This is a genomic window from Oleiharenicola lentus, assembly GCF_004118375.1.
GTDB lineage: Bacteria > Verrucomicrobiota > Verrucomicrobiia > Opitutales > Opitutaceae > Lacunisphaera > Lacunisphaera lenta.
Map to the genome: position 1 here is coordinate 1,826,030 of NZ_SDHX01000001.1, position 13,259 is coordinate 1,839,288.

At 63.9% G+C, this 13,259-nt stretch carries 12 protein-coding genes; all 12 read left to right on the forward strand.

Features of this window, described 5'->3' with window-relative positions:
• Positions 1 to 155 precede the first annotated feature (155 nt).
• The 12 genes from ESB00_RS07590 to ESB00_RS07645 all read left to right on the forward strand — a co-directional run bounded on the left by ESB00_RS07590 (position 156) and on the right by ESB00_RS07645 (position 13,258).
• A complete protein-coding gene (locus tag ESB00_RS07590) occupies positions 156 to 1,406 on the forward strand; it encodes an ABC transporter permease (protein WP_129047103.1) in 1,251 nt (416 codons plus the stop codon).
• 166 nt (positions 1,407 to 1,572) lie between these two features.
• Positions 1,573 to 1,935: a four helix bundle protein gene (locus tag ESB00_RS07595; protein WP_129047104.1), complete on the forward strand. Its 363-nt coding sequence runs from the start codon at positions 1,573 to 1,575 to the stop codon at positions 1,933 to 1,935.
• Positions 1,935 to 2,672, forward strand: a complete 738-nt coding sequence (locus ESB00_RS07600; RefSeq protein WP_129047105.1) for an ABC transporter ATP-binding protein — start codon at positions 1,935 to 1,937, stop codon at positions 2,670 to 2,672. Before ESB00_RS07595 ends, ESB00_RS07600 begins: the two co-directional genes overlap by 1 nt.
• A gap of 237 nt (positions 2,673 to 2,909) precedes the next feature.
• Positions 2,910 to 3,569 (forward strand): cytochrome c3 family protein, encoded by a 660-nt coding sequence (locus tag ESB00_RS07605; RefSeq protein ID WP_129047106.1) that lies wholly within the window; start codon positions 2,910 to 2,912, stop codon positions 3,567 to 3,569.
• A complete protein-coding gene (locus ESB00_RS07610) occupies positions 3,569 to 6,940 on the forward strand; it encodes a TAT-variant-translocated molybdopterin oxidoreductase (protein WP_129047107.1) in 3,372 nt (1,123 codons plus the stop codon). Before ESB00_RS07605 ends, ESB00_RS07610 begins: the two co-directional genes overlap by 1 nt.
• Positions 6,940 to 8,373: an NrfD/PsrC family molybdoenzyme membrane anchor subunit gene (gene nrfD, locus ESB00_RS07615; RefSeq protein ID WP_129047108.1), complete on the forward strand. Its 1,434-nt coding sequence runs from the start codon at positions 6,940 to 6,942 to the stop codon at positions 8,371 to 8,373. The genes ESB00_RS07610 and nrfD overlap by 1 nt, the downstream gene beginning before the upstream one ends.
• 10 nt (positions 8,374 to 8,383) lie before the next feature.
• Complete coding sequence (locus ESB00_RS07620; RefSeq protein WP_129047109.1) at positions 8,384 to 8,914, forward strand: DUF3341 domain-containing protein; 531 nt, start codon at positions 8,384 to 8,386, stop codon at positions 8,912 to 8,914.
• Position 8,915: 1 nt separating this feature from the next.
• Positions 8,916 to 9,557, forward strand: coding sequence for a c-type cytochrome (locus ESB00_RS07625; RefSeq protein WP_129047110.1), 642 nt, complete (start codon positions 8,916 to 8,918; stop codon positions 9,555 to 9,557).
• Position 9,558: 1 nt separating this feature from the next.
• Positions 9,559 to 10,839: a hypothetical protein gene (locus ESB00_RS07630; RefSeq protein WP_129047111.1), complete on the forward strand. Its 1,281-nt coding sequence runs from the start codon at positions 9,559 to 9,561 to the stop codon at positions 10,837 to 10,839.
• Positions 10,836 to 11,144, forward strand: coding sequence for a hypothetical protein (locus ESB00_RS07635; protein WP_129047112.1), 309 nt, complete (start codon positions 10,836 to 10,838; stop codon positions 11,142 to 11,144). Before ESB00_RS07630 ends, ESB00_RS07635 begins: the two co-directional genes overlap by 4 nt.
• Positions 11,145 to 11,153: 9 nt before the next feature.
• On the forward strand, positions 11,154 to 12,605 hold the full coding sequence (locus ESB00_RS07640) for a cbb3-type cytochrome c oxidase subunit I (RefSeq protein ID WP_129047113.1): 1,452 nt from the start codon (positions 11,154 to 11,156) through the stop codon (positions 12,603 to 12,605).
• On the forward strand, positions 12,602 to 13,258 hold the full coding sequence (locus ESB00_RS07645; RefSeq protein ID WP_129047114.1) for a cbb3-type cytochrome c oxidase subunit II: 657 nt from the start codon (positions 12,602 to 12,604) through the stop codon (positions 13,256 to 13,258). Before ESB00_RS07640 ends, ESB00_RS07645 begins: the two co-directional genes overlap by 4 nt.
• Position 13,259 lies beyond the last annotated feature (1 nt).

The following is a 13,259-nucleotide window of genomic DNA, read 5'->3' on the forward strand; positions in this document are numbered from 1 at the left end:
GAGCAAGGAAATCCTCGGGCCATAACCACTGACCCCAGCTGCCCCGGCCAGCCAGTCGCAGCTCCCCGCCACCCAGCTCCAAGACCTTCCTCGCAGTCCGTCCCTTCTCCCCGCTTCCTTCACCTTCTCTCTCCTCCTTTCTCCCGCCTCATCCCTTGTCCCCGACCCTGCGCATCGCCTTCCGATTCCTCACGGCCAAGAAACGGGCCATGCTGATGAGTCTTTCGTGCATCGTGCTGGGCGTCGGCCTGTTCGTTGTCACGCAGGCGACCACGAGCGGCTTCGAGGAGTTTTTCATCAAGACGATCCTGGGCAACGACGGTGCCATCCGGGTGGAGGACCGCATGCAGGACACCATCCGCTCCCGCGAGGCAGGGGGCCCCGACGGCGGCAGCACCTTCCAGATCCAGCAGAAAGAGGGGCGGAAATACATCGAGGGCATTGAGGAGCCGAAGCAGATCATCAAGGCGCTGCGGGAATTCCAGAATGTCCGGGGCGTTTCCGAGGTGATCACCGGCTCGGCCGTGCTGGCGAGCTCGTTCAAGAGCGAAACGGTGAAGCTCTTCGGCATCGACATCGACAACCACATCACGGTCTCGGAACTCGGAAAACAGATCGTGCAGGGCGAGTTGAACAATTTTCGCACCAAGGCCGCGGGGGCCCTCATCGGCAAGGAAGTCGCCGACCGGCTGCAACTCGGGGTGGGGGACTCCTTTCTCCTCGAATCCGCCGGCCAGCTCCGCCGCTACAGCGTCTCGGCGGTTTTCCAGACCGGCGTCAGCGACATCGACAAGACGCGGATCTATCTGCACCTGCCCGAGGCGCGCTCGCAGCTGAAGAAACCGACCGGGGCTACCTTCATCCAGGTCAGCGTCTATGATCGCGACCGGGCGGACGAGGACGCCCTCCAGATGGAAGAGGTGCTGAAACACGGGGTGCGGGAATGGCAGCGCCGCGAAAAAACCTGGCTGGAGACCTTCCGCGCCTTGCGTCTGTCGTCGGCCATCACCGTCTCCATGTTTTCGCTCATCGCGGGTCTGGCCATGTTCAATACGCTCGCGATGATTGTCATGGAGAAGACCAAGGAAATCGCGATCCTCCGCTCGATGGGTTACACGCGGGAGGATATCTCGCAGATTTTCCTCTGGCAGGCCACCATCGTCCTGGCGATCGGCTCCATGGTCGGCTGCATCCTGGGGGCGGGCGGCACGTTTGCGGTGTCGCGGATTCCGCTCAACATCACCGGCATTTTCCGGACCAACACCTTCATCGTGAGCTGGTCCGCGTGGCATTATGTGGCGGCGGTGCTCACCGCCGTGGCCATGGTCATGGTCGCCTCGCTCATCCCCGCCCGCCGCGCCGCGCGCCTCGAGCCGGGCGACATCATCCGGGGGACGTCCACATGACGGCTCCCGCCGTCATGTCAGGAGCAGGGAGAAGGGAGGAGGGAGCTTTTTTGCGACCGGAGGCCGGAGACTGGAGGCTGGAGACTGTAGGCTGGAGGCTGGAGACCGGAGACCGGAATCGGGAATTTCAACGGGCTATAACAAACAAACCCAAGGAGATCGTGTCATGAAGCAGCCCATCAAACGTTTTGAAGACCTGGAAGTATGGAAGGAAAGCATGCAACTCGCGGTGCAAGTCTATAAAGCCATGGAGCATTCGCGGGATTTTGGCCTGAAAGATCAGATGCAGCGGGCGGCAGTGTCTGTTCCCTCCAATGTGGCGGAAGGTTACGAACGCAGTTCCAACCGTGAATTTGTGCAGTTTCTCAATTATTCGAAGGGATCGAGCGGCGAATTGCGCACCCAGATTTATTTGGCAGCCAAGCTCGGTCAGCTGAAGCAACCGGTGGCGGGTCAGCTGTTGGAAAAGAGCCGCAAAGTATCGGCCATGCTGCACAAATATGTGCAGGTTCGTCAAAAGGACTTCTGATGTCGGCATCCCATCCAGATTCTTCCGGCCTCCGGCCTCCTCTCTCCGGCAATCCATCGGGGCGCATCGCCCTCCGTTGCGAAGGCCTGCACCGCTACCTCGGGCAAGGGGAGGGGCGGGTGCATGTCCTGCGCGGGGTCTCCTTCGAGGCGCGGGCCGGGAATGTCACCGCGATCGTCGGGCCTTCGGGCTGTGGCAAGAGCACGCTGCTGTACCTGCTCGGGCTGCTCGACCAGCCGGACGGCGGGTCGATCTGGATCCGGGACCAGCTGATGTCGAACAGCAGCGATCTCGACCGCACGGCCGCCCGCGGCGAACATATCGGGTTCGTGTTCCAGTTTCACTTCCTGATGCAGGAGTTCTCGGCGCTGGACAATGTCATGATGCCCATGCGCAAGCTCGGACGCCTGTCCGAGCCGGAGATGGCCGCCCGCGCCCGCAGTCTGCTCACCGATGTCGGCCTCGGCGAGAAAACCCACCGCCTCGCGACCCAGCTCTCCGGCGGCGAGCAGCAGCGCGTGGCCATCGCCCGCGCCTTGGCGAACCAGCCCGCCATCATCCTGGCCGACGAGCCGACCGGCAACCTGGACGTCAAGAACTCCGGCCTGATTTTCGATTTGCTCACCCGCCTCGCCAAGGAAAACGGCCAGGCGGTCGTGCTGGTGACCCACAACCCCGACATCGCGAACCGTTGCGACGAGATCAAGCCGATGCGCGACGGTGAGTTTGTGCGGTGAGGGCACGGCGCGTTATTTGTTTTCACAATTAGCAGCGCATCCGGGTCCCCGGACTTTGCTAATATTCAGGGGGAGGGTGATTTGGCCGGAAATTTTGTTTTACATCCCCCATGGCCTCTCTCTTTGCTCTGGCTCTCTTTTTACCGCACACACAATCGCTAGCCTGAATTCTGCGCTTAATCAGGGGGAACGGTTGCCGATCCTTCGTTTTTTTCGCCGGGTTCCAGTCTGACGCACATGTCAAAGATCTTCCCGAAATCCGCCAACGCCCTGCCCCTGCAGATCCTGATTTTCCTCGGTATCCTGGGTGGTGTCGCGGCGGCAGGCATCACTTACTACGCCACCCCGGCTTACCTCCGCGTTGGTTATGCTCCGGTCCAGCCGGTGCCCTTCGACCACAGCCTGCACGCCGGCCAGCTTGGTCTCGACTGCCGTTACTGCCACACCTCGGTGGAGAAGTCCGCGACCTCGAGCGTTCCCGCGGCGCAGACCTGCATGAACTGCCACGGCACGATCAAGGCCCAGAGCCCGCTGCTCGAGCCCGTGCGCCAGAGCTACCAGAGCGGTGATCCGGTGCCATGGGTGAAGATCCACGCCGTGCCGGACTACGTTTATTTCAACCACTCCGTCCACGTCGCCCGCGGCGTCAGCTGCGTCGAGTGCCACGGCAAGGTGAACGAGATGAAAGTCGTGAAGCAGGACCAGCCGCACAGCATGAGCTGGTGCCTCGACTGCCACCGCGATCCGGCCGCCCGCATCCGCGACCCGCAGGATGTTTTCAACCTGAACTCCGCCCGCCTCATTGACCAAGGCCCCGAGGGGCTCAAGAAGGCCCAGCAATTTGTCGAACACGCCAAGATCATGCCCCCGCAGAGCTGCTCCGGCTGCCATCGCTGATGAAACGCAAATTTGACCATTCCCCTGCCGCGAGCCTGTCGAACGGCGCCCCCACCGGCCCGAAATACTGGCGCAGCCTCGACGAACTGGCCGACACGCCCGGCTTCCGCGAGCACATGGCCCGCGAGTTTCCCGAGGGCGCGTCCGAGCTGAACGGCGTCGATCGCCGCCAGTTCATGCGCCTCATGGCGGCCTCGTTCGCCCTGGGCGGTCTTGGTCTCGCCGGCTGCCGCCGTCCCGAAAAGCACATCCTGCCTTACGGCAAGTCGGTCGAATACACCGTCCCCGGCCTCCCGCTTTATTTCGCGACCGCGATGCCCCTGCGCAAGACGGCCATCCCGCTCGTCGCCGAGACCCATCAGGGCCGCCCGACCAAGCTGGAAGGCAATCCCAGCTACCTGCCGCACGGCGGCGCCAGCTCGCTCCTCGCCCAGGCTTCCGTCCTCGATCTCTACGACCCGGAGCGCGCCTCCGCCCACACGGCCGGCACCCGCACGCTCAACGTGGCCGATGTCAACGACCTCCTCGCGAAGATCCGCTCGACCTACGCCGGCAACGGTGAAGGGCTCGCCTTCCTGGCCGACGAATCCGCCTCGCCGACCCGTGCCCGCTTGGTGGCCAAGCTGAAGAAGGAATTTCCCCGCGCCATATGGGCCGAATACGAGCCCGTGCAGGACGAGGCTCCGATTGCCGCCGCGCAAGCTGCCTTCGGCAAGAACGTCAAGCCGGTCTATCGCTTCGCCAAGGCCAAGCGCATCGTCAGCATCGACGCCGATTTCTTCCACGCCGAGGCCGGTTCGCTCTATTACGCCCGCGATTTCGCCAAGGGCCGTCGCGTCTCCTCCAAGGAAGACGCCGACAAGATGAACCGCCTTTATGTGGCGGAGAGCGGTTTCTCGCTCACCGGCAGCATGGCCGACCACCGCCTGCGTCTCGCCAGCAACCACATGCTGGCCTTCGCCGCCGCCCTCGCGGGCAAGGTGCTGGGTACCTCCGTTTTCGAGTCGCTCACCAAGGGGCTCGACATCAAGGCCGAGTGGGTCGAGCAGTGCGCCAAGGACCTGCTGGCACACAAGGGCGAGAGCCTCGTGGTCGCCGGCGCCCATCAGCCCGCCGCCGTCCATGTGCTCGCTTATGCGATGAACGCGTTCCTCGGCGCCCCGGGCAAGTCCGTGGACTTCGTCGCCGTCGAGCCATCGTCCGCCTCCACGATCCAGGCCCTGACGACCGCCATCGACGCCAAGTCGGTCAAGACCCTCTTCATCCTCAACGGCAACCCGGCCTATAACGCGCCTGCCGATCTCGATTTCGGGGCGAAGCTGAAGTCCGTGCCGCAGGTCATCCGCTACGGTTACTATCAGGACGAGACCTCCGCGCTGGCCGGCACGCACCTGGCGGCCACCCATTACCTCGAGTCGTGGGGCGACGCCCGCACCGTGGACGGCACCATCGTGCCGGTGCAGCCGATGATCATGCCGCTCTTCAACGGCCTGAACGAGGTCGAGCTGCTGGCCCGCCTCGCCGGCGAAGCCAAACCCGACGCCTACGAGCAGGTCTTCACGACCCGCGGCGGCGACCGGAAGGCCTTCGAGAAATTCCTCCATGACGGTCTGGCCGAAGGTTCGGCCTACAAGTCCGTGGATGTCGCCTTCGATCCGCAGCGTGCCGGTGCCGTACTCTCCAAGGTTCCGGCCTTTGCCGCGCTCTCCAAGGACAGCCTCGAAGTCCGCTTCGTGACCGATCACAAGATGGATGACGGCCGCTTCGCCAACAACGGCTGGCTCCAGGAGTGCCCGGACCCGATGACCAAGATCGCCTGGGACAACGCGATCCTCATCAGCCCGCGCCTGGCCAAGGACCTTGGCATCGTGCCCGGTGGCAGTCTCCTGCAGGTTGCCCGCAAGGAAGAGGCGGAGTTCACGGTCGGCAAGGAGAACGCCTTCCTCGGCGAAGTCACCGTCAACGGCCGCAAGATCACCGGTCCGCTGCACATCCAGCCCGGTCTCTCGAATTACACCATCGTCCTCCCGCTCGGCTACGGCCGCACCAAGACCGGTCATGTCGGCACCGGCGCCGGCTTCGATGCCTATGCGATCCGCACCGGCGACAGCATGGGTTTTGTCACCGGTGCCACGATCCGCGTGACCGGCGAGCGCAAGCTCCTCGCCAACACGCAGGAGCACTGGTCCATGGAAGGCCGCGATATCGTGCGCGAGGCCAACCTCGACGAGTTCAAGGAGAACCCCGCTTTCGTGACCGGCATCGGCATGGAGTCGCATTCGCCCGCGATCTACGGCGACCTCACGCCCGAGGCTTTCGCCAAGCTGTCCCGTGAGGAGCGCGCCAAGATCACGGCCGAGCGCGCCGGCACCACGCCCCGCGGTCAGTCGCTTTACGAGACGCCCGACTTCGCCGGCGAGAACGCCAAGTTCGACGGCCTCCACCAGTGGGGCATGTCCATCGACCTCAACACCTGCATCGGCTGCAACGCCTGCGTGATCGCCTGCCAGGCGGAGAACAACATCCCGATCGTCGGCCGCGACCAGGTACAGCGCGGCCGTGAGATGCACTGGATCCGTCTCGACCGCTACTACTCCGACGGCCAGGCCGATCCGACGGCGTTTGGCGTCGAGGGGGGCAACTCCGTGCTGCCCGAAGACCCGCAGGTTTCGATGCAGCCCATGACCTGCCAGCATTGCGAGCTCGCGCCCTGCGAGACCGTGTGCCCGGTCAATGCGACGGTGCACGACGAGGAGGGCCTCAACACGATGGCCTACAACCGCTGCATCGGCACCCGCTATTGCGCGAACAACTGTCCCTACAAGGTTCGTCGCTTCAATTTCTTCGACTTCAACAAGCGCGCCACCGACTCGCTCTACATGGGCCCGCTCGGTCACCAGAAGGAGATGCCGGAACTGGTCAAGATGGTGAAAAATCCGGACGTCACCGTGCGCATGCGCGGCGTCATGGAAAAGTGCACCTACTGCGTCCAGCGCATCCAGCAGGCCAAGATCGCGCAGAAGCGGAAGACCGGCCTCAACGGCGTGCCCGAGATTCCCGACGGCACGATCAAGGTGGCCTGCCAGCAGGTTTGCCCGGTCGAGGCCATCGAGTTCGGCAACGTCAAGGACGTGAACAGCGCGGTCTCCAAGCTGAAGGCCCAGGAGCGCGACTACGCGGTCCTCGGCTACCTGAACGTCCGCCCGCGCACCACCTACCTCGGCAAGCTCCGCAACCCGAACCCGCACATGCCGGATTATTCCCAGCTCCCGCTCAGCCGCGTGGAGTATAACCGCAAGAACGGTCACGCCGAGCACGGCGCCGGCCATGGTCATGCCGACCATGGTCAGCAGAACGGAGGGACCCATTAATGGCCTCACACGCTTCTGATCATCCGGCTCCCGCCATCCTCTCCGAGGTCAAACCCGCGGTGCTCGCGCGCCCGGTGCTGGTGCATCATCACCGGGACTTCAAGTGGATCACCGACAAGATCTGCGGCATCGTCGAAGGCACCACGCCGACCTGGTGGTGGGTGTGCTTCGTGGTCGCCAGCTTCGTGGCCTGCTTCACGATCGCCGGCCTCATCCACCTCGTCGCCACGGGCGTCGGCGTGTGGGGTCATGCGAATCCGGTCAACTGGGCCTGGGACATCGTCAACTTCGTGTTCTGGATCGGTATCGGCCACGCCGGCACCCTGATCTCGGCCATTCTCTGCCTCCTCCGCCAGAAGTGGCGCACCTCGATCAACCGTGCGGCCGAGGCGATGACGATCTTCGCCGTGGTCTGCGCCGCGATCTTCCCGGTGTTCCACGTCGGCCGCATCTGGTTCGCGGTGATGCCCGGCTACCTGTTTCCGTTCCCCAACTCGAACGGCATCTGGCAGAACTTCCGCTCGCCGCTGGAGTGGGACGTGTTCGCGGTCTCGACCTACGGCACGGTGTCCTGCCTCTTTTGGTATATCGGCCTGATCCCCGACCTCGGCACGATGCGCGACCGTTTCACGGCCGCCGGCAAGATGATGCGGGCTCGCATCTACGGCTTCTTCGCCATGGGCTGGCGCGGCTCCAACCGCGCGTGGAGCAACTACGAGATGGCCTACCTGATCCTGGCCGGCATCTCGACCCCGCTCGTGCTCTCCGTGCACACGATCGTGTCGTTCGACTTCGCCGTCTCGCTGATCCCCGGCTGGCACACGACGATCTTCCCGCCTTACTTCGTGGCGGGCGCCATCTTCTCCGGCTTCGGCATGGTCATGACGCTCATGCTCCCGCTGCGCGCCGTTTACCGCCTGGAGGACCTGATCACGCAGTATCACATCGACTGCATGTGCAAGATCACCCTCGCGACCGGCACCATGGTGGGCTACGCCTACTCGATGGAGTTCTTCATCGCGTGGTATGGCGCGAATCCGTATGAAGGCTTCGCGTTCATCAACCGTGCGTTCGGCCACTACGCCTGGGCCTACTGGATCATGATCGGCTGCAACGTCATCACGCCGCAGTTCTTCTGGTTCAAGGCCGTCCGCGAGAACACCGCGCTGGTCTGGATCCTCTCGATCTTCGTCAACGTCGGCATGTGGTTCGAGCGCTTCGTGATCATCGTGACCTCGCTCGCCCGCGACTTCCTGCCGTCGAGCTGGGGCTACTACTCGCCCTCGATCGTGGAAATCTTCACGTTCTTCGGCACCTTCGGTGTCTTCTCCGTCCTCTTCCTGCTCTTCATCCGCTTCGTGCCCATCATGCCGATGTCCGAGGTGAAGGCGGTCATCCCGCAGGCCGACCCGCACGGCGAGCACAAGCACTGAGGACCCTGCCATGAGCAAAAATTACGGAATCATCGCCGCTTTTGACACCGTGCCGGATGTCTTCCACGCCTGTGAACAGGTGCGGGATGCCGGCTACTCGCAGTGGGACACGATCACCTCGTTCCCCATCCACGGCCTCGATGCCGCCATGGGCATGCGCCGCTCCCGGGTGCCGCGGTTCTCGCTCGCGGGCGGCATCACCGGTTTCTGCACCGGCATGTCGTTCATCTGGTGGGCCGGCGCCTACGAATATCCGCTGATCGTGGGCGGCAAGCCCTACTTCAGCCCGATGTTCGCCTTCCCGGTGTCCTACGAGCTCACCATCCTGTTCACCGCCTTCGCCACTATCTTCGGCATGTTCTTCCTGAACAAACTGCCCATGCACTACCACCCCGTGCTGAAGGCCCCGCAGTTCGTCCGCGCGCTGGATGACCGCTTCTACATTGTGATCGAGTCCGCCGACCCGAAATTCAACGCCACCGAGACGCGCGCCCTGCTGCAGCGCGCCGGCGGCAAGGACATCGTCGAAATCGAGGAATAAGATGCGTTACGCCTACTACACCCTCGCGTTCCTCGTCATCCTGACCCTCTCGGTCATGGGCTACCGTGGCTCGCTCTCCACCCGTCCCCCGGTCGAAATCTGGCCCGACATGGACCACCAGGCCAAATACAAGCCGCAGGCGGAATCCAAGTTCTTCGCCGACGGCCGCGCCGACCGTCCGATCCCCGCCGGCACCGTGCCCTTCGGCCGCAACAGCCAGGAGTCCGACGACGCCTACCTGCGCGCCGACGACGCCCGTTACGCCGGCAAGCACGCCGACGGCTCGTTCGTCCGCGGCTTCCCCGCCGGCCTGGAGCTCAACGAGAACTTCGTGCGCCGCGGCCAGAACCGTTACCAGATCTACTGCGCTCCCTGCCACGGCGCACTCGGCGACGGCAACGGCATCACCAAGTCCTACGGCATGGTGGCCACCCCGAATTATCACGAGGACCGTTTCCGCTCGATGGCGGAAGGCGAGTTCTTCAACACGATCACCAACGGCAAGAACACCATGCTCGGTTATGCTGACAAACTCAGCCCCGACGACCGCTGGGCCGTGATCGCCTATGTGCGAGCCCTGCAACGCGCCGCCCACGCCACGATTGACGATGTCCCTCTCGAACAACGCGGAGGCCTGAAGTAACATGAGCGCCGCTCCCTCCACTCACGCCTCGACGGCCGCCCTGGCCAACAAGTTTCTCCTGGCCGGCATCGCCGGGCTCGTGCTCACCGCCATCGGTCTCTTCGTGGACGCCCACGGGGCGGCGTTGTCCTACGTGGTCGGCATCAGCTACTGGACCGCCGTTGCCATCGGCATGCTCATGCTGGTGATGATCCACCATATCTTCGATGCCGGTTGGTCCACCGTGATCCGCCGCCAGTTCGAGCACGGACTCTCGGCCTTCAAGTGGCTGTTCATCCTCTTCATCCCGCTGGTCATCTCGGCCTGGGCCAAGCCCGGCTTCATCTGGCACTGGATGGATCTCAGCCACCCCCTGCATGGCGGACACGGCACCATCGGTGACGATCCGCTCTACCTGAAGAAGGCCGCGTTCCTCAGCAAGGAGATGTTCACCGGCATGACGGTGGTGTTCTTCCTCGGCTGGATGGGCCTCTCCGCGCTCCTGCGCCGCAACTCCTTCAATCAGGACAAGGACGGTGACGTGAACTGGACCTACAAGAACCGCCAGACCGCGGCCTGGGGCATCCCGTTCAACGCCCTCGCCCTGACTTTTGCCGCCATCTACTGGATGAAGAGCCTCGAGTATCACTGGTTCTCCACGATGTATGGCGTGTGGTTCTTCGCCAACTGCATGCGTGCCGCCCTGGCCATGGGTGTGGTCATCACCTGGTGGCTCTACACCCGCGGAGACTACAAGGGCATCTTCAACACCAACCAGCTGCACTGCCTCGTGGCGCTCGCCTACGCCTTCGTGGTGTTCTGGGCCTACGTCACCTTCTCGCAGTATTTCCTGATCTGGAATGCCAACGTGCCGGAGGAAACCTTCTGGTATAACCTCCGTGAGCATGGCGACTGGCAGTGGGTGGGACTCGGGCTGCTCTTCGGCCATTTCTTCGTGCCGTTCCTGCTCTGGCTCTCTTATCGCCGCAAGTCCACCCTCGGGCCTGCACTGAAGATCAGCCTCTGGATCGCCGTCGTGATCCTCGTGGACATCTGCTACAACGTGCTGCCCGCGCTCCGCGACTCGCATGAACAGCCCCTGCCGTTCCTCTCGCTCAACCTGCTGTGGGTCCTGAGCTCCGTGGTCGGCGTCGGTGGCATCTGCGTCTGGTCCTACCTGAAGAGCTACGGCAGCGGTCAGGCCAAGCTGATTCCGATTCGCGATCCCCGCATCGTCGAGTCTCTCACCCATCATGACGCCACGGCTCCGGAGCCGGCGCCCGCCCGTCCCCACTGGATATGAGCGATTCCTCCTCCAACTTTTCCTTCCCGCACCGCACCCCGGTCTTCACCGCGGTCATCGTAATCTTGTGCTTTGCCGCGTTTGGCTGGCTGGCGCGCCGCATTTATGTGCCGCACGCCGCCACTGTCCAGCCGGTTGAGGGCGTCCTTACGCCGGCTGAGCGCAAGGCGCGGCTTGATGAACACCACGCCAAGGACCAGGCCGCCGCCACCAGCTATGGCTGGGTGGACCAGTCCAAGGGCGTGGTCCGCCTGCCCATTGACCGGGCCATCGAGCTCACGGTCCGCGACCTCGCCAAGAAGTAACCCTTGCTGATGAATCCCAACGTTTCCCACAGCCGCGCCGAGCAGGCGGAGATCGATGCTTCCGCCCGGTGGCCGGTCACCGTCTTCCTCGTCTCGGGTCTGCTCTGGCTCATCGCCGGCGGAGCGCTCCAGCTCGCGGCCAACATCCAGCTGCACACCCCGTCCTTCCTAGCGGATTGCGCCTGGTTCACCCATGGTCGCCTCGCCCCCGCCGCGCAGAACGCGCTCGTCTATGGCTGGGGCTTCAATGCCGCCTTCGCCTTTGGGCTCTGGCTGATGGCTCGCCTGTCGGCCACCACGTTGCGCCACGGTGGCTGGCTCTTTGTCGCCGCAAAGTTCTGGAACGTCGGTGTCACCCTCGGCCTCGCCGGCATTCTGGGCGGGTATTCCACCTCCTTTGAGCTGCTGGAAATGCCCAAGCACGTCGCGCTGCTCTTGCTCGGCGCCTACGCCTTGATCGGTGTCTGGGCCGTCACGACCTTCAGCATCCGCAACACGGAGAACATCTATGCCTCGCAGTGGTATCTATTCGGCGCCGCCTTCTGGTTCCCGTGGATTTACAGCATCGCGCAGGTGATGCTCATCCGCACCCCGGTGCGCGGTGTCCTCCAGCCGGTCGTCAACGCCTGGTATGTCCACAATCTCTACGCCCTGTGGTTCCTGCCGATGGCCCTCGCCGCCATTTACTACCTTCTGCCCAAGCTGCTCGGCAAACCCATCAGCCAATACTATCTGGCGCCGCTCGCGTTCTGGTGGTTCGTGATCTGTTCGGCCTTCGCCGGCGGCGCCCGTCTCGTCGGCGCGCCGGTGCCGGTCTGGATTCCGACGCTCGGCACGGTGGCCAGTTTCTCGCTGCTCCTGCCGCTGATCATCTTTGGTCTGAACTTCATGGGCACCGTTTCCGGCCGGTTTGGCCATGTCGGCGGCAGTCTTTCACTCCGCTTCGTGCTGCTCGCGATGGGTGGCTTTCTGGTCAACGTGATCCTGACCCTCTTGCTGTCCCTGCCGCGGTCTGCCGAGATCGCACAGTTTACCCTGCTGGGCACCCTGCGGGACTGGTCGGCGCTCTACGCGACCTTCACCGTGGCGATCTTCGGTGCCGCTTACTTTTTCCTGCCACGCCTGACCGGCAAGGAGTGGCGTTCTTCCGCCCTCATCAAGGCGCACTTCGGCGCCACGGTCGTGGGGCTCATCCTGCTGGTCATCGGCTACGGTGCCGGCGGGTGGCAGCAGGGCGGCTTGCTCAACAGTGCCTCGGTCGGCTTCGCTGACATCACCGCCGCGCTCTCCGGCTGGCACATGCTGAACACCGTCGGCCTGGGCGTTCTGCTCGTCGGCCATCTCGCTTTCCTCATCAACTTTGTCTGGATTGCCTGCCCCATCAACTCGCAGGGCACCGCCAATGTCTCCATCCCGGTGCCGCCCGCGCTCGCCTTGGCGGGGAAGGAGGGCCACGCATGAAAAACGGTCTCATCATTTTCCTTGGCGTCTTCGCCACGCTGGCGGTCTCCTGGGCCGGATTGCTGCTCGGCGCACACAAACAGATCGGCTCGCTCCCGCAGTTCAAGGACCCGATCGAACAGACCCTGAACCCGGCGCCGCTCAGCGGCATCGCCGACCAGGGCCGCCTCGTTTACCAGGATCTGGGCTGCGCCACCTGCCACACGCAGCAGGTGCGGTACGCCGGCTTCGGCGCCGACATCGAGCGCAAGTGGGGTGAGCGCGGCAGCTTTGCCCGCGACTACATCCGCGAGCAGTCCGTGCTGATCGGTTCCAGCCGCCTCGGTCCGGACCTGCGCAATGTCGCCGCCCGGCCCTACGCCAGCGCCGAGTTTTTCCACGGCCTGCTTTATGCCCCGGAGTCGGTCGCCCCCGGCACCAACATGCCGGCGCACAAGTTCCTTTACGAGGTGCGTTCGCTGAATGGCAGCCAGTCCTCCTACAAGGCGCTCAAGCTCTCCGGCACACACGCCCCCGCCGAAGGCTCCGAAGTGGTGCCGACCTACCGGGCCGAGGCCCTTGTCGCCTACCTGATGAGCCTCAAGGACACCTACAACTATCCCGACGAACAGGGCCTGAATGCGCCCGCCCCCGCGAAGGAGGGCGGCCACTAAG